The organism is Desulfofalx alkaliphila DSM 12257 (assembly GCF_000711975.1).
GTDB classification, from domain to species: domain Bacteria; phylum Bacillota; class Desulfotomaculia; order Desulfotomaculales; family Desulfohalotomaculaceae; genus Desulfofalx; species Desulfofalx alkaliphila.
Map to the genome: position 1 here is coordinate 21017 of NZ_JONT01000008.1, position 26040 is coordinate 47056.

Genomic DNA, 26040 nt, shown 5'->3' on the forward strand with positions numbered 1-26040 from the left:
AAGGAGGAGAAAGGAGGTCTCCCTTGTGAGCATTCCAGAGCAAAAAATCGATGCCCAGTTTGAACCGAAGATTATTGGTTTAATGTGCAACTGGTGTTCATACACAGGTGCTGACCTTGCCGGTACCTCCCGTATCCAATATCCTCCCAACGTTCGTATTGTGAGGGTAATGTGTACCGGTTCGGTTGACCCAATGTATTTGATGCGTCCCCTACTAGAAGGCGCCGACGGTGTCCTGGTGGGTGGCTGACACCCCGGTGACTGCCACTATGGTAGTGGCAATTACAAAGCCCGTCGCAAAATTGCGATGGTAAAAGAAACCCTGACGCACTTTGGAATTGAACCGGATCGCCTGTGGTTCCGTTTCATCAGTGCCTCAGAGGGCAACTATTTCGGTCAAACAATTACTGAAATGGTTGAAAAATTAAAAGAGTTAGGCCCCAACCCAATGGCTAAAAAGTGGGAAACCTAGGAGGTGAGATAAAGCCATGAAAAAATTTATATTAAAGGTAGAAAACAATAACCCGCCTGCAGCAGTGGCCGGCTTTATGAAAAACCTTCTGGCCCAAGGGGTTGTGGAGGCATTAATGCTGCAACAAAATGTAAAAGGTGGCGTTGCGGTACAAACCTTGGTGAGAGATCCCCAATCAGTGGATGATGCAAACCCCTTGGCACCCATTAGCTTGCAAAACGCTGCTCGCCTAGTGGCTGATCTCACATACCGTGGTTTGCAGCAAAAGGTGGGTGTGGTGCTGCGTTCCTGTGAAGTGCGCGCCTTGGTTGAGCTGGTTAAGCTACAGCAGGCCAACATGGATAATTTGGTCATCATTGGTGTGGATTGCTTGGGAACATTTGACCCCGGCCAATACCGTGAGCTGATCAAGGCAGGAAAACTAAATGCCGCAGAATGGTTAGCCAAGGCCGCTAACGGCCAAACAGCCGTTGATAATATAGATGTGCGCTTATCATGCCGCATATGTAACCATGTTACCGCTGAACATGCAGACCTCCATATCGGTTGGGTGGGGATGGATGTAAACAGTGGTTTGCTAGTTGAAGTGGATGACGGCCTTGCAGACCAGGTTGGCGGATTAGGGCTGTCGGATGCCGGCGATCAAGCTAAACGCAATGAAGCTGTACAAAAGCTAATAGAAGCCCGAACAGAAACCAGGAACAACTTGCTGGCTGAATACAGCGAAAGGTTTAACAGCATGGATAAACTGATGGATGAGCTGTCTGCATGCATTAAATGCAGTAACTGCCGTCAGTCATGCCCCATTTGCTTCTGCCGCGAGTGTGTATTCCTAAGTCCCATTTTCCAGTATGATGCTGAAAAATACTTGCAGTGGGCTGAAAGAAAGGGCAGAATTGAAATGCCCACAGATACGGTGCTGTTCCACCTCACCAGAGTAAACCATATGGGTGCTTCATGTGTTGGATGTGGACAATGTGAATCCGCTTGCCCAAGTAATATACCGGTGGGACTAATGTTCCAGGTGCTGGGCAGCAAAATACAAGATATTTTTGAGTACGTACCGGGGCGCGACCTAGAAGAAGCGCTACCCCTTTCCACTTACAAAGAGGTGGAGCTTGAGCCCAGGTAAAGGTTGAACAAAAAACACCAGGTTGGCACTAAGTGAGCTTAACCTGGTGTTTTTTATGTCATTTATTAATTACAGTAAACTTCTTAATTTTTTACGATCCTTAATGATGATTTCTTGCCTGGTAACTTCCAAGGCCATGGTTTTTCGCAAGTCATTAATTATTCTGTTTACAGATTCCCTCGATGTTCCCACCATGTTTGCCAATTCCTGATTGGTTAAAGGAAGGCTTAATACCAGGCCCTCTTTTCGCTGTACGCCATGCTCAGTGGCTAATTCCAAAAGCATAAAAATCAACCTGCGCCGCACATCATTTAAGGCCAGGTTCATTGCCTTGTACTGGGCAATGCGCAGTCGGCGGGACATAATGCGCAGCATTGATAAGGCAATGCTAGGGTTGTTTTGAACCAGTTGTTCCATATCTTTATTAAGTATGGAACCCACTATCGACGGTTGTTGAACCTCGGCGGTGGCCGGGTAATCACCGCCATCAAAAATAACAACCTCGGCAAATACTTCTCCCGGGTGGACAAAATGCAAAATATGCTCTCTGCCGTCTTCGGTTTGCTTAGTTAACTTAATTAAACCGGACTTTAATATAAAAAGTGCTTCTCCCGGCTCTTCCTCAAAGAATATAAACTGGCCTTTATCATACTTTTTATCCTTTACTAACTTAGCCATTTCTGCCAATTGCGCATCATTTAATTGGGCAAAAAGAGAGCATTTTTTTAAATATTGGATAGTTTCCTTCATTATACATACCTCTTATTTAATCTTAATAATAGTTACCCACCGATGGGTTAGAGTGGTGCCCTTAAGGGCTCAACCCTCCGGTAAGGATTGTATTAGTAGGGGTAATACTTATATGTCGAGGCAAAAGATGGTGTATATAGTAACTTTACTATTAAAAGGTATATTATGCAAGAAAACAAGGGCTTTAATATATAATCTATTTCTTACTGACAGAACTGTTGTCTCAATGCCAAAAGTTTATTATGATTATATAAACATATATTTTAGGGGTGATATTTTGAGACCGGAGATAGACAAGGATAACTGTATTGGTTGCGGCAATTGTTATAATATTTGTCCCGCTGAACCCAACGTTTTTGAAGCTGATGACCATCATTGTCAAGTGGTAAATCCCGACGCATGCATTGGCTGTATGGAATGCGAAGTAAATTGTCCCGTCAGTGCCATAAGAATGATAGATGACTAGAAGTAAGTTTTTACAACGTAACTTATTTCGATCTTTTTTGCAGGATTTCCAAATAAATTATTGAAGATACTTAACATTAATATATCCTGCTAATGAAAGGTGATTGCATTGACCATCATTCAAACAAACCTAGACAGATGCAGAAAATGTTATGCCTGTGTTCGGGCATGCCCGGTGAAAACCATATCCATATCTAACGGTCTGCCGGATATTAAGGAAGATGGTTGTATAAAATGTGGTAGATGTATTTCAGCGTGTTCCATTGGAGCAAAGATGGTTAATGATGAATCACTGGTGGTGCAGAATTGGATTGCTCACGGAGACAAAGTTGCTGCCCTGGTGGCGCCCTCTTTTGTTGCAGATTTTAATCCGCCATTGGCACCGGGCTTGTTTCGCAAACTGGGATTTAGCAAAGTTTACGAAGTTGCCTATGGGGCTGAAATTTGCACCTTAGAATATAAAAAACTTTTTAAGGAAGATCTGCATCAAACGCTAATTTCTACCCCATGCCCTGCAATTGTTCAACTGGTTGAAAAACATTTTACCGGTTTAATTGAATATTTGGCTCCCATTGACTCACCTATGATAATACAGGCTAAAATTGTTAAAGAAGCGCTGCCCCATTATAAAACGGTATTTATTGGCCCCTGCATTGCGAAAAAACATGAAGCTAAGAATGGCGAACAAAAAAATATTGTTGATGCAGTGATAACCTTTAAGCAAATAAAAAAATGGATCGAGGCCTTAGATCTTGATGTTAGCACAGTGGAAAAAGTAAGTTGGGATAGTCCCGGTGCCGGCCTAGCCCGTTCTTTTCCAATCAGTGGCGGTTTATTGAAAACAGCCGGCATTGCAGAAAACGTGGCGGCCATGGATGTGGTTATCACAGAGGGTGCAAAAAAATGTATAGAAGTTCTAAAGGCTATTGAAACAGGGGATTTTGCCCCTAAATTTGTGGATATGCTGGCTTGTGAAGGCTGTATTACCGGGCCGGAGATGATAAGCAATGCACCATATGTTACTAAGGCCGGCCTGGTGGCTAAGTATATTCAATCTAACAGTGACCATCATATTCAATTAAAAGAGTTTTCTAGCAACATAAATTTCAGACGGACTTTTACCGCTAAACCAATAAAAAGGAAAAAGTACACCGATGCCCAAATATGGGAAGTATTAAAGTCAACCGGAAAATATTCTGAAGATGACTTAATTAACTGCGGTGCCTGTGGTTATGACACCTGTTGGGAAAAGGCAGTGGCATGTTTTGAAGGCATGGCTGAAAATGAAATGTGTCTTCCTTACCTTTTAATGCAGGTGCCATCCATTAAGCAGAATCTGGAGAAGATCAGCAATGAATTGATGGCATCCATTGAATCTGTTCATTTTGCCATGTTAACGATAAAAACAACATCGAAGCAGATAAGTGAAAAAGATAAATTGTTGCAAGAATTAGTTGATGATCTAAAAGATATATTCACTGCCATCCCCAATATAAAAAGTGAAGAGATATCTGAGGACTTAATAAAGCAGTTAAATGCGGTAGAAACAAAGGAAAACTTAAATAAAATAACTAAAATACTGTCTGAGATAAGAAAAGAAAATATGGTGGTTATGGAACAGGAACAAGCCATTACCAAGGTGGCTTCATCCCTGGAGCAAATTGTGGCCACCTATCAGCAGCTGGTTACCCTGGGGTCAGCACTGGCAAATATCAGCAGGAATTACAGTTAAGGACTTTTGAGGCATCACCTAATGGTGATGCCCTTGTTTTTCCATAAGTATAAAAATTATCGGGTTTACACACCATTTATAGAAATTATAAACATGAGGGATTATTCATGAAAGAACTTCTGGAAAAGATACTGGAAGAAAACCGCCACTGGACAAAAAAAGGAAAGGTGGCAACTTACATTCCTGCCTTGGCAAAGGCTGACCCCAAAATACTGGGCATAACCGTGATTGACATCGACGGCAAAGCAGTGACAGTGGGGGATTGTGACACTAAATTTACCTTACAGAGTATATCAAAACCGCTGGCACTAATGCTGGCCTTAATGGATAAGGGCACCGATGAAGTTTTTAGCAAGGTGGGCATGGAACCAACCGGTGACCCCTTTAATTCCATAATAAAATTAGAAACCCTTAGAACGGGTAAACCCTTAAACCCCATGATCAATGCCGGAGCAATAGCAACCACCGCTTTAATAGAAGGGCAAAGCGGAGGTGAAAAAATAGAAAGACTGCTTGAATTTGTACGTCTCTTGGCGGGCAACAAGGACATCAGGGTAAATGAAGAGGTGTATCGTTCTGAGCAAGAGACAGGCGACCGCAACCGGGCCATGGCGTATTTTATGAAGGATTTGGGTGTGCTTGAAGCAGATGTGGACCAGATATTGGAAGTTTATTTTCGGCAATGTGCCATAGAAGTAACCTGCTCAGATATTGCACATATGGCGCGCTGCTTAGCAAATAAGGGCAATATTGCAGGCAAACAAATTATTCCCCATGAAATTGTGCGGCTCACCAATACCTTCATGGTCACCTGCGGCATGTATAATGCTTCAGGGGAATTTGCCATCAAGGTAGGCATCCCGGCAAAAAGCGGGGTCTCCGGGGGCATTATGGCCCTGGTACCCGGTAAAATGGGCATAGGTATCATAGGCCCTGCCTTAAATAAAATAGGCAACAGCATTGCCGGCGTTCATATGTTGGAGGATTTATCCCGGGCCCTGGACCTGAGTATTTTTTAATCTGAGGTGAATAAGGGGGTGCATTTGGGAAGAGAATATAATGAGACAGCCGCTCTTTTAGGCATAGCCGGCTAAAGGAAAGGGGAATGGAAAATGGATCGGGATATTACCATTATTGGTTTAGTTGTGGATGAAAGGGCTTCCCACGCACCGGAGGTGCAAGATGTTTTAACCCGCTATGGGTCTAACATTTTGTCCCGCAGTGGCATACCTGCCCCCAGTAAGAATAGGGGAATCATTACACTGGTAATGGAGGCCGGTGAGCAAGAAAGACAGGAGATGGAACAGCACCTACAACAGATACATGGTGTTCAGGTAAAGACAATAAGTTTTGGTATTCCTGCCGATTCCTTTAACTGACGGATTTGAAATTATAAGAGCATAATTACCCGGCAAATTACTGCACCCAGTATTATACTTACCGGCAAAGTAATAACCCAGGCAGATATGATGGCAGAAACCGTCTGCCAGTTAATATTTGTTAATCCCTTGCTCAGACCGACACCGATTATTGAAGAGGAAATGACATGGGTGGTGCTTAGCGGTAGGTGCAGTATTGTTGCGCCAATGATAATTCCCGCCGAGCTTAGGTCTGCAGAGAAGCCGCCGGATGGATATAAGGGTGTGATACCTCTACTTACCGTTTGAATAATGCGCCATCCCCCCACCGCTGTACCTGCCGCCATTGCTATGGCCGCTGACAACTTAACCCACAGGGGAATGCAAAAATCTTGCTGCAGGCCGCCGGCTACCAAGGCAAAGGTAATGACGCCCATTGTCTTTTGCGCATCATTTGTGCCGTGGCTGAAGGCTTGAAAAGAAGCGGTGACAACCTGCATTTTTTTAAAGTAGAATTCAGTTTTGGCCGAACTTAGAAATGAAAGCAGCAAGCGGATTGCTGACATCATTAAAAAACCGAGGGCCACTGCCAATAGCGGCGAAATAATTAAAACCTTTATTATTATTAACAAACCTAACAGGTTGACCGCATCCCAACCCGCTGCGCCGGCAAGGGCACCGGCCAAAGAACCTATTAAAGCATGGGAGGAACTGCTGGGCAGTCCCAAGTACCAGGTAAGTAAATTCCAGCCAATGGCTGACAGGACCGCGGCCAATACCACATACAGCCCATTGTTAAGATGTGTAGGATTTGCAATGCCTTCCCCTATGGTGTGGGCTACACCGGTAAAGGCCAGTGCCCCCAATAGGTTGAGAAATGAAGCCAGAATTATTGCCGTCCGGGGAGATAATGCCCCGGTGGCTATTGAGGTTGCAACGGCATTGGCGGTATCGTGAAATCCATTAATAAAATCAAATATTAGGGCCAGAAAAACCACAAGCAAAATAAGAAAAATACCCTCTGTCATAAGTCCTCCTACCTTGGTTAACCTTTAGAAAAACTTATGTAAGAAGGTAATAAATAAACACCGACTTTAGTTAATTATTTCATTTTCCAGTTTACTGCTTGATTGTTTAACGTAATTTACAAAACTGTCCCCGTGAAAAGTTTTATTGAGGTTGTATAGCAAGTTAATATGCTGTTCAATATTATTACCTTTATCTTCCTTTAGAAATTTAAAAAACCTAAAGGTAGAAACATGCTGAATTGAAGAGTGGAGAATTTTTTCTCCTTTCTCTGTTATAAAGACGCGCTTAGTGCGAGCATCGTTGGTATCAACTTCTTTACGCACTAAACCTGCCTTTTCCATTCGCTCCACCAAGTCCATTACCGTTGAAAGGTGCCATATGCCATAATCACTTATTTGTGAAAGGGTGGCACCGTTTTCAAAATGAAGTATCCAGAGCAAATGATGTTGTGAAACAGTTAAACCGGTTTTTGTGGCTGAGTTCCGCCAATCTTCATCCACTGCCTTATAAAGACCTCGGATTAGGTTAAGCAGTGTATGCATAGTAACCAGATCTTTAGCATCTTGCAAAACACCACATCCTTTTTGTTAAGTAATTATACATAATAATCCAAAGTCCTTTTTTTGTAGATTAAATACTACAAATTTATGGTATGAATGTTAAAATAAAAAAGAGCCCTGTGGCTCTTTAATGAAACTAATGAACTTTTCTCCTGGCGTTAATGTAAAGACTCTTACCGTCATCACTGCCCTTGGTTTGATAATCAAAACCGTTTTCCCTGAGTAAACTTATAATTGTGTCTGTTTGACTTGCCTCCGATGACTTAAGGGTGATGTTAATTTCACCGCCCGGCCCCAGATCATTAATTGCTTGCTGTAATTGATTATTGACATCCCAGTCTGTGTCGGGATGCAAATTTAAGGATATCTTTTCCATCTTGTAGCCTCCTGTTCGGCAGTATTTTAACCGGCCGGCCCTTTAGATATAAGTTTCTTTGCCCTTTTCTATGGTTACCTGAGCTGCGGTGGCATCAATTAATTCCCTGGTGATGGATTGAGCGACCTTTGACAGGAAGTAGGCAGATATTTTTACATGCTGCTCATATGCTATTTCGACATGCCGGCCCTGGTTTTGTTCAATGATTTTCTTTACAAGTCCAAATAAATTATAATCTACGGTTATATGTAGTTGTTGATGTAATGTTTTTACTGCTATTCCCGCTTCTTCAATACCCAGGACGGCCGCCTCGGTATAAGCCCGCACCAATCCACCGGCACCAAGCATTATGCCTCCAAAATAACGGGTTACCACCACTGCGGTTTTCACCAAGCCCTTATTGTTGATAACCTCCAATACCGGTCTGCCTGCGGTGCCGCTGGGTTCACCGTCGTCACTGTAACGTTGTATTTGCTCATTAATAACATAGGCAAATACATTATGGGTAGCTTGTTTGTGCTCCTCTTTTATCTGTTGTATAAAATTTGCAGCCTCTTCTTCATTATTTACCGGGGATACGGAAGCTATAAACCGTGATTTTTTAATTACTATTTCCGAACGATTAGGTTTACATAACATAACATATTGCTTATCCATTAAATCCACCTCAAACTACATATTAAATTAAGTTAATACATTAAGCAAGGGATGGCAACTAGGAATCAATGCTCCTGATGTAGAAATAATGCTTAAAGGGAGGGAAACTCTTGCAAGATTTACGAATAAATTTTTTAAAATTACTGTCCGCCCTATCCCATGCCTTAGATTACAATGGCAAGGGATTGATGCACCATCACACTAGGGTAGCGCTGATAGCCCAGCAAATTGCCCAAGAACTTGAAGTGGAAGAAAACCATATAAATAACCTGGTCTATGCAGCTATGCTACATGATGCCGGAGCTAAAACTTTTCGGGAAAAGGCAGAGTTAGTAATTTTTGAAGTGAGGGAAACCTCTGATCACTGCGTTAATGGTCATCGCTTGATGAAATTGTCGCCATTGTTAAATCCATTGGCAGAAATTTTGTTGTGCCATCATGATAGGTGGGATGGAGGCAACAGCAGCGGTTTATCCGGAGACGGTATTCCACTGGCCGGCAGAATCATTCACCTGGCTGACAGGGTAGATGTGCTTATTGGCGAGAATGAACATATCCTCAACCAGCGGTATGAAATAAGCAAGAGAATCGATTATTATTCCGGGTCATTATTTGACCCTAGAATTGTAAAGGTCTTTAAGAAAATTGCCCAAAAAGAAAGTTTTTGGTTAGAGCTTACTTCTGTTAACCCAGAGCAATTATTGACGGCTAGAATTAAAAACTCGGAAAAGGTTGTTAACCTTACAGACTTATTGGGTATAGGGGAGGTCTTTGCACGCATTATTGACAATAAAAGCCCTTTTACCCACCTGCATTCCCGCTTGGTCTCTAAGGTGGCAGCCGGCATGGCCATGCTGGCCGGATACTCGGAAAACCAGGCTAAAGCTTTGCAGTTGGCAGGTTTACTTCACGATTTAGGTAAGCTGGCGGTTCCGGAATCAATAATAGAAAAGCCCGGTCCTTTATCCAATGAGGAATACAATATAATCAAGTGTCATACCTACTACACCTATAATATTTTAAATATGGTGGATGGTTTTGAGGAAATAAGTCAGTGGGCGGCCTATCATCATGAGTGTTTAAACGGTAACGGCTATCCGTTTAAAATCGATGCAAGTGGCCTATCTGCAGAGGCAAGACTTATGGCAGTCAGTGATATATTTACTGCCTTGGTAGAAGACAGGCCTTACCGCCCAGGGTTACCCAGGGATAAGGTGACAGAAATATTACTGGAAAAGGCAAGGCGCCAAGATATAGATATTGATTGGGTAGAATTGTTATTGGATAACTATGGTTTCTTTCTTAAACAAAAAGAAGCGATTAACCATGGGGCTGTTCAATAGCTGCTGCCTTGTTGACAAAGACTGATTATATTGTGTTTTCCGGCTTATTTATGCTTTAATAGAGCCAGGGGTATAATGTAGAAGGAGGGTTAACAATGAATGATTACTTAGTTCGAGCAGTGGCTGAAGATGGGCAATTTAAGGTGCAGTGCTGTGTTACAACAAATTTAGTGGAAGAGGCACGCAAAAGGCACAATATGTGGCCGATACCCACCGCTGCACTGGGCAGAACAATGACAGCTGCCCTACTGCTGGGGGCTAATATGAAAGGCGAGGATATTATTACCATTAGGGTGCTGGGAGACGGCCCCCTGGGGGCAGTGGTGGTCACCGCAGACGCCCACGGCAATGTACGGGGATATGTTCAGAACCCTCAAGTTCACTTGCCAACGGTAAGGCTGGGCAAACTGGCGGTGGGGCCGGCGGTGGGTAAAGGCTCATTGCATATTACCAGAGACCTAGGTTTAAAGGAGCCCTTTACTGGCACTGTGGAATTAATATCGGGGGAGATAGGCGAAGATTTGGCCCATTACTTAACATATTCTGAGCAAACTCCATCTGCGGTGGCCCTTGGTGTGTTAGTGGACACAGATAACAGCGTCCGGGCGGCGGGCGGAATAATTGTGCAATTATTTCCCGGGGCTGATGAAGAGGTGCTTAGCACATTGGAACGAAACCTTTCCACTCTTCCGCCGGTAAGCAGTCTGGTGGATCGGGGGGCCAAGCCTGAAACAATAATACATATGCTTTGCAAGGGCTTACCTATTAAGATACTGGATAAAAACGAGGTACAGTTTTCCTGCCCCTGCAATCGGGAACGTTTAGAATCGCTTTTGGTTAGTTTAGGCCCGGAAGAGATTTCTCAAATGATTAAAGAGCAAAAGGGTGCTGAAGTGCAATGTCACTTTTGCGCAGAAAAATATAAATTTAACGCAGATGATTTAAAAAGATTATTGGCAGAGGTAAAATAATTGTTGAATACCCTGCGATCTATATTGACTTTTGCATTTGAATAATGTATATTTATATATGTCGCTGATGAAAGCACTAGAAGGAGCTGTGGTGTAGTGGTTAACATGCCGGCCTGTCAAGCCGGAGATCGCGGGTTCAAGTCCCGTCAGCTCCGCCATTTGCGGAAGTAGCTCAGTGGTAGAGCATCGCCTTGCCAAGGCGAGGGCCGCGGGTTCGAATCCCGTCTTCCGCTCCAGTAAAGACCAGGTTATAGCCTGGTCTTTTTTTGTACCGTTAACCGGCTATGCCAGTTAAATAACCCTGGGATTATGTAAGGTAGTGATAAAAACCAATGGAAGTAAAATATATTATTACCGGGCGCGAGGCCGGGCGTACCGTGGAAAACTTTTTGTATAAAGATATGGGTTTTTCCCGCACCATGATTCGCAAGCTCAAAAGGACCGCCGGCGTTCGGGTAAACGGTAAACCTGTCTTTTTTAGTGACCGTTTAAAGGCAGGAGATATTTTGTATGTGCCCTTAGACCTTGATGATGACTGTGAGGCCGGTTTTGAGCCGCAGGATATCCATATAGATATTATCCATGAAGATCCGCATATATTGGTTGTTAACAAACCGGCAAATATGCTGGTACACCCGGTGGCCCATGAGCAGCATAACACCTTGGCTAACGCAGTTTTATTCCACTATTCTAAGCAAAATTTAAAGGTGGCCTTTCGACCGGTGTCCCGCTTAGACCGGGACACATCGGGATTGTTGGTGGTGGCAAAAAATGCCCATGTGGGCTACCAACTGGCTAAGCAGCTGAAAACCGGTGAATTTAAACGATACTACCTGGGGGTAGTGCATGGTTTGGTGCAGCAGCCACAGGCTGTGATAGCCCTTCCCATAGGGAGATGCAAAGATGGCAGGGTAAGGCATGAAATCAATTTTAAAGGGCGTCATTCCATTACCCATTACTGGGTGGTGAACCATCTAGGCAGTAATACGGTGGTGAAATTAAGACTGGAGACGGGCCGTACCCACCAGATTAGGGTGCATATGGGAGCCATTGGCTATCCCTTGGTGGGGGACACCCTTTACGGTGGGTCTTGCTGCGGTATTAACAGACAGGCACTACACTGCCAGCGGCTAATTTTTAAGCACCCTATTACAGGGGAGCTATTAACCCTTGATGCCCCTTTACCAAAGGATATGCAGAAGCTAATTAATGATATTTAGTTTATGGTATAATACCCTTATGGCTAAAAATATTATAGATTATAAAGAACTCTATAAAATTACCCGGGAAGTAACACCTTTGCAAGAAGACTGTGGATTGTTATGTGGTGGTATTTGCTGCCGGCCGGATAAGGATAACACCATTGGCATGTACCTTTTTCCGGGCGAAGAAGTAATGTTTACCGGAGATGAGGATTGGTTGGTATGGGAACATTTTCATCCGGAGGAGGATGATTTTCCGCCCTCTTGGAGTTACCCGGTTTACTTTATTAAATGTACCAGAAGCTGCCCCCGGGAAAAGAGACCGCTGAGCTGTCGGTTTTTTCCCCTGGCTCCTCATCTGTTAAGCGATAACACCCTATTGCTAATACATGAGACGGTGCAGCTGCCCTACCGCTGCCCCTTGATCACCAAAAGAATACCCCTAAGGGAAGATTTTATACAGGTGGTGGCTTATTGCTGGCAGCAGTTGTTAAAAGATGGGCGCATAAGGGATTTAGTAAAAATGGACTCACAGGATAGGGAAAAATACGGGCAAAAACCCTATATATTATGGTGGGAAAATAAGGCGTAATGCCTTATTTTTTTTGTCATCATACCATAAGGAAAAGGCCCGGAATTAGAAATATTATGTAAGTAGTGACAATTATTGGTTATTTCACATAGTATATCAAAAACCATGAAGGAGGTTCAGTTAATGAAAATTACTTTTAGACCTGATCATCAAAACCCCTACAAAAATAATTCAGGTAAGAAGTTTAAAATACAGCCCAGTAGACCCCCACAAGAATTAGAAGAACAGCTGGCACAAGAAGAGAAAGAGGAGGAGCAAATTAAACACACTGGGGAAGAGTATTTTGAACATAATGATGCAGAATCCCCGGGGGATTTTGAAGAGCATCATTTAGTAAATTTTGAGGATGACGAAGAAGAAGCCCTGCAATTCCCAGAAGAATCTTTTTTCCCAGAAGATATGAACTACGCTGAGGAAGAGGAGCAATACCACCTCCCCCATGAAGACTACCACCAGGTGCCGCTTATAGAAGAGCCACAGCGGTTTGATGAAGATCGCCCTTGCTATGATGCAGAACAGTCTCTACCATTCCCCGGGGAGCAGTATTATGTAAACCCGACAGAGGACCAAGAGTATTACCCTTATCAATCCCAGCACTATTCCGATACAGACTCCGACTATTTTGAAGAACAATACTATGGACAAGAGGAGGAAAGTGCAATGCCATATGTAAATCATGGGGGTCACCCGCCCTGTCCCAATCCCAATCCTGACCAACCCGACCACTGTCCTGACCATAGATGCAGACCATATCCTTACCCAGGCAATTATTACCCACTGCAGTGTTTGGGGTATGATTATATCCCCTGGCAGCATTATATCTGTACCTATGATCCCCGACAGGCCCTTATGAAGGGAACCATGTTTCCGGAATTATATAGTCCCTATTACCCTGACAGGAAACCGCCGGTGATACCGGAACCATATATGAACCTGTGGCAAAAATTATGTAGAAAAGGCAGAAAATAGAACTTTTGCAACAAGGAGGGGTTTGTAATGGCATGTTTAGACGGAAGATGTATGAAATTGCTCTACGATTTGATGGAGTGGGGCTTTGCTCAAACAGAGTTAATTTTATTTTTGGATACACATCCCGATGATGTTAGGGCCCTTGAGGAATACAACAGGGTAACCCAAAGGATGAACCAATTAACCAGGGAGTATGAAGCATATTGTGGTCCGCTGGTTGTTCAAGATTTTGCTTGTCCGCAGGAGTACTGGGCATGGTTGGAAACACCATGGCCATGGGAAATTGACTACTAGGGGGAAGTAACTTATGTGGGTATATACAAAAAGACTGCAACATCCTGTGCGGGTCTGTAAACCCGACGTTAAAATGGCAAAGTTTTTACTGACACAATACGGTGGCCCCGACGGAGAACTCTCTGCTGCACTGCGTTACTTAAATCAGCGCTACACAATGCCCACCAAGAAAGCCAAAGGGTTACTGACAGACATAGGCACTGAAGAATTGGCTCACTTAGAAATGATTGCCACCATGGTTTATAAATTACTCAAGGGTGTGCCCCCCTCTGTACTGCGCCGGGAGGGCCTGGGGGAGCACTTTGCGGTGCATAACAGTGCACTCTTTTATACCGATCCGGCCGGTGTGCCTTGGACCGCTTCCTATATTCAGGCCCAGGGCGACCCGGTATCTGATTTACATGAGGATATGGCCGCTGAACAAAAGGCCCGCCAAGCCTATGAACAGTTAATATCCCTTACCGACGACCCTTGCTTAAAAGACGGCCTGCGTTTTCTAAGGGAGAGGGAAGTGGTGCATTTCCAGCGTTTTGGTGAAGCGCTAAATGATGTGCAAGGGTTTATGGAATCAAAAAGGTTTTATTAATGCAAAAGCCCTGGTTGGTCAGGGCTTTTTATATTTTTAAGGCATGGGCAGAGGGCTGGGCGGCCGAGGCAAGAATTTTATCAGGGAAACATCTCTTTTCTTGTCTAATTTAGAAGGAATATGGGGGTTGATTTGTCGAAGGAAAAATCAAGGTTTTTTAATAAAAATTAACTGATGAATTGTGAAAGGTGTGTTAGGTATTGAATAATTCTCAGGCCCCCTCAAAAAAGGATAAGAAACAAGCTTTAGATCAGCCTAAGGTATTACCCTTAGTAATAGCAGTTGTGGTGTGGATAGCGATAGTAGCCGGTGCGGGGTACTTCATTAAAGATTACATAGACCGCTCCATTCAATCTGTGCAACAGACAAACGCCATGCATGTGCAAACCCTTGAAGACCGCCTAAGTGCACTGGGTGCAGAAATGGAAGAAATCAAATATGCGCTGCAGGATACAGACCAAACATTGGCCAGCTCTGACTCTACCCAAAGGGTGCTCAATGATAAAATTGAAGAGCTGGACAGGCAGTTAAAGGATCTGGAAAGAAGTCTGAATGTACTGAAGGAGGCGCCCTGATGCGGCTGGTTAACATCTTTTTTGCTTTCTTAATGGCACCTGTGTTAGCCCTGGCTATAGCTTTATACCACTTTGACAATAGGGTACAGGCCATGGGCCTGCCGGCGGGGGAAATTACAAGGTCAGTGGAAGTGGTGGAAGACAGACTGTATGAGGTGCAGAAAAATGTAGATTTTGTTTATCAATCAATTCTTGAACAGCAGCGTCAGTATGAAGAACAGCAAAGGATTTTGGAAGAATTGACCTTGCGGAGCCATGAACACCAACAATTATCGGATGAGATATACGAAGAACGTATTTTGGCAATGCTGGGGCCGCCCATTGAAACCCATCGGTCTGAACGGGTGGAGATTAAGGTATTTAAGCTTGATGAACTGGGCTACCGAGGCTTTATTGCCAAGGTAAAACTGTTTGATCCAACTGCCTTTAGGGTGGTGCTGGCCAAGGATAAGCTTGGTGAGGAGGAAACAACCGGCCAAGCGGTACAAAGAACGGGGGCCATACTGGGGGTCAACGGCGGTGGTTTTTATAGGTTTATGCAGAACGGCCGCCAGTATACTTTACCCATAGCCAATACCGTCATTGACGGCCGGTTAATGAATGAATTTTATCCCTCCGAGAAGGGCATGTTTTTTGCCGGTACCACCAGAGACGGTAAAGTTATTGGGGGTAACTATTTTTCCCAAAAGGAATTGATGGCTGAAAATCCCTGGCAGGGGGTTAGTTTTGTTCCCATACTGATAAAGGAGGGCAAACCGCTGCCGCTGCCCCGGGAATGGCAAAACACGCGGCATCCCCGCACCATAATAGGAGAGTATGCCAACGGGGATTTGATTTTAATAGTGGTGGACGGCAGACAGGCCAGCTGGAGCAGTGGGGTGACCTTGGAGCGGTTACAAATTAAGCTTATTGAATTAGGGGTTAAGGAAGGCTATAATCTTGACGGCGGGGGTTCCAGCACCTTTGTATATAAGGGTAAGGTGTTAAACCGCCCGTCAGACGGCAGGCAGCGGCCCATGGCTACCCATATTGTTGTGATGCCATAGCAAAATATTGATAGATGAAGAATTTTAGGGGTGAACAAAGGTGTTCACCCCTAAAATTGTTAGCTCATAATGACCCTTTACCGTCCCGCTTTGAGGCAGGATGGGATTAGAACGCTGGCCGGTTGGGTTAACAGGCTTACCGTTACCAGTACCAAAGCGGACAAAGGCAGACTAATTACAATTGGGTCTAAGAAATTCCATGGGAAGGGAAGTAGGTAAGGTTTCCCAAACAAATACATACAAATTCCCAAGGCGGTGGATTCTTTGGCGTGAACAAATACCATTAATAAGATGCTCACCGCAAAACCCGATACCATGCTGGCGATGGCGCCGGCCTTGGTGGCCCGGGGCCAGAACAGTGCTGCCGTATAGGCAGGTAAAAACGAAGCTGCACAAATGCCAAAGAATAAGGCCGTGGCCACTGCCACTATGCTCACCGGCAGTTTCAATGTCAAATATAGGGTAATTATCAGAGCAACAACAATGCCGCATCTGCTGATGGTTAAATCGTTCTTTTTATAAATGTCATAACTAAATGACGAACCAATTACATGGAACTGACCGCTCAAGGTGGACATGGCGGCAGACAGCAGAGTTAACATAAATATATAGGAGAACCATGGGGGCATGGCCGTGCCAATGTACAGCGGTATAATAGTATCAATATTGGGTTGACCGGTGGCCGGGTCAACGGCTGCCAGCAGTGATATTTTACCCATGGTTTCCACAAAGTACACATTAGTGAGGGCGCCAACCACAAAGACAATCCCGGTCATGCCCAGAATAAATATACCACCGGCTATCACCGCGCGGTTTAGTTCCCGCGGTCCTTTAACAGTAAGGTATCTGACCACCAGTTGGGGCTGTGCCAAAACACCAATACCAACTCCCAATACAATTGTGGTGACAAGGGTTAACCAGTATTCCGATCCGAAGGCAGGCATGCTGGTCCAACCTTGGTGGCCGCTGGCTTTCAGCGATTCCGGTACCAGACCTGTCAGTGATGTCAGGGACTGATGGGCAGCGGATACCCCACCCAGCTTTGTGTACGTAAAAACTAACAGTGTAATCATGGCGACGAACATAATGGTTCCCTGAAAGGCATCGGTGTATAATACGCCTTTGAGTCCGCCAGCTATAACGTAAGCAGCCACAATCACTGCGAAAATAAGTACAGCCCAAACGTAGGGGATATCAATAACCAGTTCCATAAAGCGGACGGCACCAATCATTACGGCGGCGGCATAGAGCGGCATAGTAACAAAAATTATTACAGCAGAGAATTTTTGCATAAAGGGAGAAGAAAATCTTTTGCCCAGCAACTCGGGGAAGGTATTTACTCCCAATTCTTTACCAATGACTGCAGTGCGCTTGCCATACACAACAAAGGCTATAAAAATACCTACAAAAATATTTAAAAAAGTAAGCCATAACAGACCCATACCGAATAGGGCAGCTGTTCCGCCAAAGCCTACAATGGCAGAGGTGCTGATAAAGGTAGCACCATAGGCTAAAGCCATTAAGACCGGGTGTGTTTGACCGCCGGCAATGAGATAATCCTTGGTGGATTTTGTCCTTTTATAACCCAGGTAACCCAGGCCCAAAACTATAAATAAATAAACGATGACAATTATACAAAGAACAAGGTTATTCATATTAAGACTCCTTTCAAACTATTTGTCGCTATTCCAGTTTATTGTCCCATAAACAATACACAATAGGCTTGCGCCAATACACAGTATATAGGCCAGCCATATTTGTGGATCCGGTAAGTTAAGCAATATAAGCCCTCCTTTCTGCCCAATAAATATTAGCTAAAATAAAAAGTCTCCACGTCCTATAGGGACGGGAGACCCGCGTTACCACCCTTATTGACATATGTTTACATATGCCCACTCGGTTAAGGTACAGGATAAAATTCCCCTTAAAAAAGAAAAAACTTTTCGCTACAGGGGCGACCATGCCGCGGTACCACCCTGCTTAGCAAAAAGCTCACTCATTTAAGGTACGGGAACTTTTTCCGATACCTCCTTCCTTTTAACGGTGGAAGAGTCCGGCTTAACCTACTTTCCTTTGACACCCGGTGGCAAAGGTTTCAATTAGCAACTCAGGAGAGAACTTCAATAAGCCATGCTTTAGGAGTGCTTACAGTCTATGACACTCCCTCCCTGTAAAACTGGGCCTTACCTACTTTTCTCCGTCATTGTCTTTGCTATTAAATTTACAAGATAGTAGCATAGGTAAAAACCTTTGTCAATAGGTATTTTTATTTTTTTTATTTATAATTATAAATACATCTTGCAGGAGCATCATTCTAAGCTATGCCTTTAGATAATAGTAGTCCAGGTGTTCCAAAAAATAATTTAGCTCATCAATAACTTCCTGCAGGGGAATCGCCTGGGCTTCCAATTCGAAAATTGGGCGCCCAAAGGCCGTTCCCATTTCATACCGCTGTGCTCTAAACTTAGTTGTGGTGGCTTTATCTTTTAGCCACTTTTTGGCCACGTTATATGGGGTATGAAAACAAAAACGGTGTTCTGCATATTTAACCGTGAACTCATACAAACTGTAGTAACGGTCGTTTTTTATACACCAGGGGCAGCCGCCGGTCATACGTGCGTAATCGTGGTAACTTTTTCGTTGCCTTCTGGCCTTTCTTTTACAACTGGGGCACAGGAGTACCCGTTGTCCTCCCTGGACAAGGGATATGGTTAAACCATGTTCCTCATTGTAATGCTCAACAAATTTTTTTAACACCTTTTCTTTTAAATCATATAGATAATGATTACCGGCCTTGGCATAATGGTTAAGGTGAAATAAAAAATATGATGCCCGTAATAAATTGGCTGTTTTTTCCGGGGCAAGATCTAAAGAAAGCAAAAATTCTTCCTTCCTGGATTTAAGGCCATGGGCAGCATTAATTCTGTTTGAGCGCATTAAAGCAGCCTTTTTTGCACCCATGGCGGTGTTTTCTTCTGATTCCCAGCGTCTTAATATCCTGGGCATTTGCAGTTGTAGCTTATCTACTTCCGCTGGGTGGTAGAGGTGCAGGTCGCCGTGTTTCATCTTTGTAATTTCTTCAACTTCGAGATAACCTTCATGTGTTAACCGTCGCAGCTTTGTGGGGGTAATGCCAAGGATTTTGCATACCTCGGCTGTGGTAAGTAGTTGTTGCATCGTCTTCAAACACACCGCCCCCTTACAAAAGAATTTATTAAACTGTAATATGGAATCTTGTAAAGTCTATTGCAGTGCCCTTAACCGGTCCTTAGCCTGCTGTAAAGCTTCTTCAAAACGCCGGTTAGTTTCACCCATGGCCTTGGCGAGCTCGCCTTTAAACTCCGGTTGGCTTTCCAAATCCACACTTATTTCGCCACCGTATTGCTCCTCTAATTGCTGCATGGCGGCCTGGTATTTGTGTCTTAGTTGAGCATGAACCCGGGCTTTAACTTGCTCGATAACCTGGAGGTAATAGTCAAAGAGGTGCTGCAGTTCCCCTGCTAGGTGTGACAATTGCTGTTTGTCTTCTTTTATGGCAAACAAACCTTGCAAGGCAATTTCATTTAGTTTTTGCCCATCTTCATTCATGGGCAGTGAGATATTCTGGATCAGTGTTTCTTGTATGCCTTGAATAATATAAGGGCGCTTTTCACTGCTGTGTGCCTCCAATTCAGACTTAATATCGGCCTTATTATTGATATACCTGCCGGCAATGGCTTTGCCAATGGGCATGTAGTCCAGTCGGTTTAACTCTTCGTCGGATACTTCTTTAAAGGTTGCCGCTCTCTCTAAAGCTTTTTCCAGTGCGGTTTTAATTTTACCTTCACCCATAGTTATTGCCTCCTTTAAATGAAAGCTTTAATATCTATACTATTTCGGTATCAGGCATTTTAATCCCTGCCGGTCAACTTATAATTCAAGGCACCGCAAGGGGCGGTGGGGCAGGCAGTAAAACTATAAAATACTTATTATAAGTATTAACCTTTAAAAATGCAATACAAACTATTTACTAAAGACTTGGGATTGTGTATACTATCACAAAAGGGATGCTGGAGGTGTATGCAGATGTCGATTAGCATATTTACCGGTAATATTCAAAACAATCTAAATGTAGATATTGCTGAACTTCCTGCGGCAGTGGAAGAAGACTATTTAGAAAACTTGAACATTTATTATCAAACACTCTTAAATACCTCACTGGTGGAAGCCAAATTAAATTGTCGTGAGTTTGAAAAGGCCGATTTAGAAGAGTTTTATCGTGAGGAGTTAAAAAATCAGCAAAACGCCTTTAGGGCGATAAAGCAAATAGTTGATGAGTATAAACTCAACCGGGATATTATAATCCAATTGATTCATGATGGGGTGCGCTTTAAAATTTCCAGCTACATAACCAAGTAACACCGGCCCACCGGTGTTTTAATTTTTGTCAATTATAAAGCCCGGTGCAGCCAATATTAATCCGCTGAACTGTTTAACGGGCAGTTGTCGCTGTGTTCCACACCGCACTTCAAACAGACTTCGTTAAAGTCTTTAATATCAGCCAGCCCGGCCTTAATAAATGCTTCCAGACCCCTGACCAAGGCCTTTTTATCGTCGGCAGACATCTTGCTTAGCACTGAATTCCATTGGTGCATTTCTGCTTGCTCTGTCTTGGCAATTAATTCTTCTCCCAATTTGGTTACCTTTAAGGCTGTGGCCCTGCGGTCACCTGCACAGGAGATCCTTTCAACCAAGCCCTTCTTTTCTAAACGATCTGTCATCTTTGTCACGGCGGCATTACTGATGCCCAGGCCCTCTGCGATGCCGGTCAGCAAATTATTATTGTGCCGGGATAAAAATTTAATGGCCTTGAGTTGTGAAGGGGTAATGGTGCCCACATCTTTGCGGTGGTTGGATAAGGACTCAACTTTTATTCTGTTATGCATACGGCTAAATAATTCTGCTAAATTTTTTGTTTCCTTTGCTTGGTCGTTCATGGTTTTCACTCCCAATAACAATGGCGTATAAGATTAAGATTAACCTTGTTAGTAGATTAAGTCAATAAGCAATTATTAGCTAGTATTTGATAATATTAAGGGGTATAATAGCATTATGTAAAAAATGTTAGGAGGAGTACCGTGAAAAAAGCGATTATTGAGACAGACAATGGTAAAATTGTTATCGAACTCTTTGAAAAGGATGCCCCGGGCACTGTGGAAAACTTCGAGTCACTAATTAAAAAGGGCTTTTATGATGGTTTAAACTTTCACCGGGTAATTCCCGGTTTTGTGGCCCAAGGGGGATGTCCATACGGAACAGGCACCGGTGGCCCGGGTTATACCATTAAGTGTGAAACAGAAGGCAACCCACACAAACACCTGCGGGGAGCGGTGTCCATGGCCCACGCCGGAAAAGATACCGGCGGCAGTCAGTTCTTTATTTGCTATGACACATTCCCCCATCTGGACGGTGTACATACTGTTTTTGGCAAAGTGATAGAAGGCATGGATGTGGTGGATAAAATTGCACCCGGAACAAAAATGAATAAGGTTACAATTGAAGAAGAATAAAAAACTGAGCTTTCCTCTGATCAATAAAAAGGTGCCGATCCCTTCGGCACCTTTTATCGTTTGGAGTTACCGTATTTATATTTTCTCTTGTCCTTTGCAGGGCAATTAAAGTTAAATTGACACTGTTCACCGCGGGGATAATACTTTCGCGAGTAGGGTATATATTCAGGGCGCAATCCCATGGCCAGCACCCGTTTAAATTCCAAGCCAATAATTTGGCAGACCTCAGATAACTTGCAGCACCCCTGGCGCAGGTTATCCCCGCCGTAAAACTTAAACTGCATAGCCAAAACACCGCCCTTTTTAATGTGGCGGTAAACAGTTACCAATTGCAGACCTTCTAAACTATGTAATTGCTCTGCCACTGAGCTGTCCTCGGTGTATACTGCCCAGTAACCTTGTCCTAAATACCAAATATCATTAATCATACTATAATCATTACTGGCTCATCTGGGAAAATCCTGCATCAAAACAACAATTATTTTGTCGAATGACCTTTCCGCCCCTCTTTTATTTTGTTTACCAACTCTTTGCCTGCATTATAAGCCTTGTTTACTAAGATTTCATCCTTTAATACGGCGCCCTTTTCGAAAAAACCTTTGGCAGTGAGTTGGTCTACAACACTGACGCCAAGGGCTTTTAACGGCAGCAGCATGGCTTCCATCACTATGCCAAGGCCCTGGTCGTTGGGCTGTTCACATACCGAATATATTAGGGCCTTTTTGTTTGGCGGCAAGAGGCTGCGCCATTGGTGGCGGTTTTCCGGATTAAAATAATAAAAGGGGTACATTCTATCAATTAAAATTTTCATTCTCGCAGTTATGTTGTAGTTATAGGTGGGTGAACCCAGTATCAACCCTTGGGCGGCCTTGATCTTTGGATACAATAACTGCATATCATCCCTATGGGCCTTACATACTCTTGCGGCCCGGCAGCATTCACAGGCAATACACTGTTTTAGGCGCAGGTTTCTTAAATGAACTGTCTCAGTCACAGCGCCTTGAGATTTTGCACCTTCCATGATAATATGCATCAATCTCTCGGTGTTACCATCCCGTCGCGGACTGCCGGTAAAACCAAGAATGTATACCTTTTCCTCCATGATGGTAATTGTACCTCCTCCAGCGGGATACACCAATGATACATTAAAAAGAAAATTCTGCCAAGTACTTTGGACGCCGGTGGAAGCCTTAATTTTGTCCTTGGTATAGGATGCTAGGGTTTCATGCCCACAAAGGGGTCATATTTATCCAATATTTCTTGGTCTAGATCATTTACTAAGTCTTTAAGGCGTGAATAAGGGTGGCAGGTGTTTTCGTCTAATCGGTGCACAATAAAATTATCCTTGCTTTTGGTTACCTTCATCTTAATGTTACCGGTGGAGAGATTTGCTTCGTTAAATTGTTGCAAGCAATAGTCTATATAAAGTAGGATTTTCATTTGCTTGCGCTTATTAAATTTTTTTTGGAGGATGGTCATATTATTCACTCCCAAGGGTTATTTTGATTTCGCTATAAATAAATTCTGCTATCACTTAAAATATACGACAATATTACCTAAAGTCCTGCCTTAAAATTCAATTACTTCTTAAAAGTTTTAACAATTAAATCTGTGCAGGGAAATTTATCTTTTATGCATTTCTCACCCTCAAACTTGGCAAAATATCTTTATAATTTTTGTGTTGGCCTATAAATAATGTTTGGAGGGTGGCTGCATGTTCTATTATAAAACTGTATCAGTAAACCCGAAGTTGCCAAGCAGGATCAACCGGCTACAAGAGCTGGCCTATAATGTGTGGTTCAGCTGGAATCCCAGGGCCACTGACTTATTTAAAAGGATTGATCCTTACCTTTGGGAGGATGTTTACCACAACCCGGTTCGCTTTTTAATTAATGTTCAGCAGGATGAAATAAATGCTGCCGCTGAGGATAGCCAGTATTTAGAAGAGTATGACCAAGTGATGGCTGACTATGATCAGTACATGCATGAAGAAAAATGGTTTCAAAGGAACTATCCCCAGCACAATGGTCAGCCAATAGCATATTTTTCTGCAGAATTTGGCCTGCATGAATCGCTGCCTGTCTACTCCGGGGGCTTGGGTTTACTGGCCGGTGATCATACCAAGGCGGCCAGTGATCTAGGCTTGCCCTTTGTGGGGGTTGGTTTACTGTATAAACACGGCTATTTTACCCAGCGCATAAATAATGAGGGCTGGCAGACGGCTGAATACCCGGAGTTAAACTTTGCGGAAATGCCCCTGAGAACGGTGGTGGATGATGAGGGCAGGGAGCTAATTATTATGCTCAATTTCCCTGGCCGCAAGGTGTATTTAAAGGTATGGAGATTAAATGTCGGTGTTGTACAGATATACCTTTTAGATGCAGATATTGCCATGAACAGTAAAGAAGACCGCCTCTTAACCTCCCAGTTATACGGCGGCGGCAAAGACATGCGTATTTCCCAAGAAATTATTCTGGGTATTGGCGGTGTCAGAGCTCTGCGTGCAATGGGCATCAACCCCTACGCCTGGCACATTAATGAAGGCCATGCCGCATTTTTGTGTTTAGAGCGGATGCGCGAATTGGTATCCGCCGGTGTGCCCTTGGCAACGGCAAAGGAGGCCATCCGGTCTAACACCTTGTTCACCACCCATACACCGGTGCCGGCAGGGCACGATATTTTTGATCGGGGCATGATTGAACACTATATGCGCAATATGTACGATGAACTGGGAATGGATCTGGACAGGTTTATGCAGTTGGCTTCCGGCCATGGGGGAAGCACCTTTAATATGACCCTGTTGGGAATGAACCTTTCAGGATATACAAATGGGGTCAGTAAACTGCACGGCAGTGTCACACGCAAGATGTTTCACCATATATTTAAGCCAATACCCCTTGAAGAAGTACCCATTGATTCGGTTACCAACGGTGTGCACACTAAAAGCTGGCTGGCCCAAGAACTGTCAGACTTATTTTCCCAATACCTTGGTGAAAACTGGCATAAGGACATTGCTAATAAAGAGGTGTGGGAGAAGGTTGAAAACATCCCTGACGAACAATTGTGGCAAACACATAAAAAGCTTAAACAGAAAACCATTGAGTATGCAAGGGGGATCATAAAAGAACAGCGCAGAAGAAACCAGGAAACCGCTAAACGCATACATGAAGTGGATAACTATCTTGATCCCGAAGCATTGACAATAGGATTTGCCAGGCGTTTTGCCACCTATAAAAGGGCAACCTTATTGTTTAGGGACAAGGAGCGCCTGGCCCGGCTATTGTCTGACCCTGAGCGGCCGGTACAGCTTATATTTGCCGGGAAGGCTCATCCTGCAGACCAACCGGGCAAAGAATTTATCAAAGTAATTAATGATATTGCCAATGAAGAACCTTTCAAGGGAAAGATTGTCTTTTTGCAGGATTATGACATAAACATGGCCAGGTATTTGGTTCAGGGGGTAGATGTGTGGTTAAACACGCCCAGATGGCCCATGGAAGCCAGTGGCACCAGCGGCATGAAGGCAGGAACAAACGGCATATTAAACTGCAGTGTGCTGGATGGGTGGTGGCCGGAAGCATACAACGGCCAAAATGGTTTTGCCATCGGTGAAGATATAGAATATCCCAGTGAAGAAGAACAGGATCACCATGATGCCTCTTACCTCTATTCCCTCCTTGAGGACGTGATTATACCTGCCTTTTACGAACGCAAGAATGGCATTTCGCCGGAATGGATAAAGCGGATGAAATCATGCCTAAGAACAATAACTTGGCAATTTAGTACCGAGCGGATGGTAAAAGATTATACGCAGAAATACTATGTTAATTGTATTGAAAAGGGAATAAAATTTCAGCAAAATAATTTTGAGCTGGCTGCCCAGTTAAAAGGCTTTAAAGAATATATTAAAGAGAACTGGCATCATGTAAACATTGAGCAGGTTAAAACCCATGGCAAGGATGATATGTCAATTGGAGAGGAACTGCAAATGGAGGCGGTGGTTAGGTTAGGGCCAATTTGGTATAAGGATGTCAATGTGGATATTGTATATGGCAAGGAGTCAGGGAATACATTAAAAAATATTCGCAGTATTCCAATGAAGGATGTGGAAAAGCTATCTGACGGACTATACCGTTTTAAAGGTTCGCTCAAGTTGGATCAGGGCACCTTGGGTTATGCCTTGCGTGTAAGGCCGATCAATGAACACTTTACCCATAAATTTGAGCTACCTTTAATAACATGGGCACCTAACTTTTAATGAGGCAAGTTCCTTCAAATGCGCAACAGCCCAATAAGGTTGTTGCGCATTTGATATTAAAGGCATAGGTAGCTACCTGTTGCTTTAATTTATTTTAAAATCTGTGCAATGGGATGATGGAAAA

Annotated in this window: 31 protein-coding genes, 2 tRNA genes and 1 other annotated feature; of the genes, 20 read left to right on the forward strand and 13 right to left on the reverse strand. The window is 43.6% G+C overall.

Going from position 1 to position 26040, the window contains the following annotated elements; all coding sequences use genetic code 11:
• Positions 1-25: 25 nt before the first annotated feature.
• Together BR02_RS14365 and BR02_RS0105525 are read left to right on the forward strand one after the other, a co-directional pair.
• The gene (locus BR02_RS14365; RefSeq protein ID WP_157834930.1) at positions 26-472 is read left to right on the forward strand and encodes a hydrogenase iron-sulfur subunit; all 447 of its coding nucleotides are present in this window, start codon (positions 26-28) and stop codon (positions 470-472) included.
• Between the two features lie 16 nt (positions 473-488).
• Positions 489-1604: a Coenzyme F420 hydrogenase/dehydrogenase, beta subunit C-terminal domain gene (locus tag BR02_RS0105525; protein ID WP_031515013.1), complete on the forward strand. Its 1116-nt coding sequence runs from the start codon at positions 489-491 to the stop codon at positions 1602-1604.
• 69 nt (positions 1605-1673) lie between these two features.
• On the opposite strand, the gene BR02_RS0105530 is transcribed toward BR02_RS0105525, so the two are convergent.
• A complete protein-coding gene (locus tag BR02_RS0105530; RefSeq protein ID WP_031515015.1) occupies positions 1674-2354 on the reverse strand; it encodes a Crp/Fnr family transcriptional regulator in 681 nt (226 codons plus the stop codon).
• A 277-nt stretch (positions 2355-2631) separates the two neighbouring features.
• Here BR02_RS0105530 and BR02_RS0105535 point away from each other — a divergent pair, with 277 nt between their 5' ends.
• The 4 genes from BR02_RS0105535 (at position 2632) to BR02_RS0105550 (ending at position 5930) form a co-directional block, all read left to right on the forward strand.
• A complete protein-coding gene (locus BR02_RS0105535; protein ID WP_031515017.1) occupies positions 2632-2820 on the forward strand; it encodes a 4Fe-4S binding protein in 189 nt (62 codons plus the stop codon).
• 99 nt (positions 2821-2919) lie between these two features.
• The gene (locus BR02_RS0105540) at positions 2920-4551 is read left to right on the forward strand and encodes a [Fe-Fe] hydrogenase large subunit C-terminal domain-containing protein (protein ID WP_238442410.1); all 1632 of its coding nucleotides are present in this window, start codon (positions 2920-2922) and stop codon (positions 4549-4551) included.
• Between the two features lie 107 nt (positions 4552-4658).
• A complete protein-coding gene (glsA, locus tag BR02_RS0105545) occupies positions 4659-5570 on the forward strand; it encodes a glutaminase A (protein ID WP_031515021.1) in 912 nt (303 codons plus the stop codon).
• A gap of 93 nt (positions 5571-5663) precedes the next feature.
• A complete protein-coding gene (locus BR02_RS0105550) occupies positions 5664-5930 on the forward strand; it encodes a TM1266 family iron-only hydrogenase system putative regulator (protein WP_031515023.1) in 267 nt (88 codons plus the stop codon).
• A gap of 11 nt (positions 5931-5941) precedes the next feature.
• Here BR02_RS0105550 and BR02_RS0105555 read toward each other — a convergent pair whose 3' ends face one another.
• The 4 genes from BR02_RS0105555 to BR02_RS0105570 all read right to left on the reverse strand — a co-directional run bounded on the left by BR02_RS0105555 (position 5942) and on the right by BR02_RS0105570 (position 8531).
• Entirely contained in the window at positions 5942-6937 is a 996-nt protein-coding gene (locus BR02_RS0105555; RefSeq protein WP_031515025.1) for an inorganic phosphate transporter, read from the reverse strand.
• 66 nt (positions 6938-7003) lie between these two features.
• Positions 7004-7507, reverse strand: a complete 504-nt coding sequence (locus BR02_RS0105560) for a MarR family winged helix-turn-helix transcriptional regulator (protein WP_051688145.1) — start codon at positions 7505-7507, stop codon at positions 7004-7006.
• A 127-nt stretch (positions 7508-7634) separates the two neighbouring features.
• On the reverse strand, positions 7635-7874 hold the full coding sequence (locus BR02_RS0105565; RefSeq protein WP_031515029.1) for a hypothetical protein: 240 nt from the start codon (positions 7872-7874) through the stop codon (positions 7635-7637).
• A 42-nt stretch (positions 7875-7916) separates the two neighbouring features.
• Positions 7917-8531 (reverse strand): YigZ family protein, encoded by a 615-nt coding sequence (locus tag BR02_RS0105570; RefSeq protein ID WP_031515031.1) that lies wholly within the window; start codon positions 8529-8531, stop codon positions 7917-7919.
• Positions 8532-8641: 110 nt separating this feature from the next.
• Here BR02_RS0105570 and BR02_RS0105575 point away from each other — a divergent pair, with 110 nt between their 5' ends.
• The 11 genes from BR02_RS0105575 (at position 8642) to BR02_RS0105630 (ending at position 16109) form a co-directional block, all read left to right on the forward strand.
• Positions 8642-9874: an HD domain-containing phosphohydrolase gene (locus BR02_RS0105575; RefSeq protein WP_034638927.1), complete on the forward strand. Its 1233-nt coding sequence runs from the start codon at positions 8642-8644 to the stop codon at positions 9872-9874.
• A gap of 95 nt (positions 9875-9969) precedes the next feature.
• Entirely contained in the window at positions 9970-10845 is an 876-nt protein-coding gene (gene hslO, locus BR02_RS0105580) for an Hsp33 family molecular chaperone HslO (RefSeq protein ID WP_031515035.1), read from the forward strand.
• 82 nt (positions 10846-10927) lie between these two features.
• A tRNA-Asp gene (locus BR02_RS0105585) sits at positions 10928-11003 on the forward strand.
• 3 nt (positions 11004-11006) lie between these two features.
• Positions 11007-11081, forward strand: a tRNA-Gly gene (locus BR02_RS0105590).
• A gap of 96 nt (positions 11082-11177) precedes the next feature.
• On the forward strand, positions 11178-12065 hold the full coding sequence (locus BR02_RS0105595; RefSeq protein ID WP_031515037.1) for an RluA family pseudouridine synthase: 888 nt from the start codon (positions 11178-11180) through the stop codon (positions 12063-12065).
• Between the two features lie 19 nt (positions 12066-12084).
• Positions 12085-12639, forward strand: a complete 555-nt coding sequence (locus tag BR02_RS0105600; protein ID WP_031515039.1) for a hypothetical protein — start codon at positions 12085-12087, stop codon at positions 12637-12639.
• Between the two features lie 123 nt (positions 12640-12762).
• Positions 12763-13608 (forward strand): spore coat associated protein CotJA, encoded by an 846-nt coding sequence (locus tag BR02_RS15865; RefSeq protein WP_034638929.1) that lies wholly within the window; start codon positions 12763-12765, stop codon positions 13606-13608.
• Between the two features lie 27 nt (positions 13609-13635).
• Positions 13636-13902 (forward strand): spore coat protein CotJB, encoded by a 267-nt coding sequence (locus tag BR02_RS0105610; RefSeq protein ID WP_031515041.1) that lies wholly within the window; start codon positions 13636-13638, stop codon positions 13900-13902.
• 13 nt (positions 13903-13915) lie between these two features.
• Positions 13916-14488 carry a manganese catalase family protein gene (locus BR02_RS0105615; protein ID WP_031515043.1) on the forward strand — a complete coding sequence of 191 codons (573 nt, stop codon included), beginning with the start codon at positions 13916-13918 and terminating at the stop codon, positions 14486-14488.
• 200 nt (positions 14489-14688) lie between these two features.
• Entirely contained in the window at positions 14689-15063 is a 375-nt protein-coding gene (locus BR02_RS0105625; protein WP_031515045.1) for a hypothetical protein, read from the forward strand.
• Positions 15063-16109 (forward strand): phosphodiester glycosidase family protein, encoded by a 1047-nt coding sequence (locus BR02_RS0105630; RefSeq protein ID WP_031515047.1) that lies wholly within the window; start codon positions 15063-15065, stop codon positions 16107-16109. The genes BR02_RS0105625 and BR02_RS0105630 overlap by 1 nt, the downstream gene beginning before the upstream one ends.
• 77 nt (positions 16110-16186) lie before the next feature.
• Here BR02_RS0105630 and BR02_RS0105635 read toward each other — a convergent pair whose 3' ends face one another.
• The 4 genes from BR02_RS0105635 to BR02_RS0105650 form a co-directional block, all read right to left on the reverse strand.
• A complete protein-coding gene (locus BR02_RS0105635; RefSeq protein WP_031515049.1) occupies positions 16187-17764 on the reverse strand; it encodes a sodium:solute symporter family protein in 1578 nt (525 codons plus the stop codon).
• A gap of 18 nt (positions 17765-17782) precedes the next feature.
• Entirely contained in the window at positions 17783-17890 is a 108-nt protein-coding gene (locus BR02_RS16085) for a symporter small accessory protein (protein ID WP_420795380.1), read from the reverse strand.
• A gap of 57 nt (positions 17891-17947) precedes the next feature.
• Positions 17948-18322 (reverse strand) — a binding site (T-box leader).
• Between the two features lie 106 nt (positions 18323-18428).
• Complete coding sequence (locus BR02_RS0105645) at positions 18429-19286, reverse strand: helix-turn-helix domain-containing protein (protein ID WP_337999124.1); 858 nt, start codon at positions 19284-19286, stop codon at positions 18429-18431.
• 66 nt (positions 19287-19352) lie between these two features.
• The gene (locus BR02_RS0105650; protein ID WP_031515053.1) at positions 19353-19940 is read right to left on the reverse strand and encodes a DUF6657 family protein; all 588 of its coding nucleotides are present in this window, start codon (positions 19938-19940) and stop codon (positions 19353-19355) included.
• Positions 19941-20174: 234 nt separating this feature from the next.
• Between BR02_RS0105650 and BR02_RS0105655 the strand changes: the two genes are divergently transcribed.
• Positions 20175-20507 (forward strand): hypothetical protein, encoded by a 333-nt coding sequence (locus BR02_RS0105655; protein WP_031515055.1) that lies wholly within the window; start codon positions 20175-20177, stop codon positions 20505-20507.
• A gap of 56 nt (positions 20508-20563) precedes the next feature.
• Here BR02_RS0105655 and BR02_RS14740 read toward each other — a convergent pair whose 3' ends face one another.
• Entirely contained in the window at positions 20564-21085 is a 522-nt protein-coding gene (locus BR02_RS14740; RefSeq protein ID WP_051688147.1) for a MarR family winged helix-turn-helix transcriptional regulator, read from the reverse strand.
• A gap of 141 nt (positions 21086-21226) precedes the next feature.
• Between BR02_RS14740 and BR02_RS0105665 the strand changes: the two genes are divergently transcribed.
• The gene (locus BR02_RS0105665) at positions 21227-21658 is read left to right on the forward strand and encodes a peptidylprolyl isomerase (RefSeq protein WP_031515058.1); all 432 of its coding nucleotides are present in this window, start codon (positions 21227-21229) and stop codon (positions 21656-21658) included.
• 53 nt (positions 21659-21711) lie between these two features.
• On the opposite strand, the gene BR02_RS0105670 is transcribed toward BR02_RS0105665, so the two are convergent.
• The 3 genes from BR02_RS0105670 to BR02_RS0105680 all read right to left on the reverse strand — a co-directional run bounded on the left by BR02_RS0105670 (position 21712) and on the right by BR02_RS0105680 (position 23137).
• Entirely contained in the window at positions 21712-22086 is a 375-nt protein-coding gene (locus tag BR02_RS0105670; RefSeq protein WP_031515060.1) for a hypothetical protein, read from the reverse strand.
• Between the two features lie 50 nt (positions 22087-22136).
• Positions 22137-22760: a flavodoxin family protein gene (locus tag BR02_RS0105675; RefSeq protein ID WP_031515062.1), complete on the reverse strand. Its 624-nt coding sequence runs from the start codon at positions 22758-22760 to the stop codon at positions 22137-22139.
• 113 nt (positions 22761-22873) lie between these two features.
• Entirely contained in the window at positions 22874-23137 is a 264-nt protein-coding gene (locus tag BR02_RS0105680) for a hypothetical protein (protein WP_031515064.1), read from the reverse strand.
• Positions 23138-23372: 235 nt separating this feature from the next.
• Between BR02_RS0105680 and glgP the strand changes: the two genes are divergently transcribed.
• Positions 23373-25916, forward strand: coding sequence for an alpha-glucan family phosphorylase (gene glgP / locus BR02_RS0105685; protein ID WP_031515066.1), 2544 nt, complete (start codon positions 23373-23375; stop codon positions 25914-25916).
• Positions 25917-26040 lie beyond the last annotated feature (124 nt).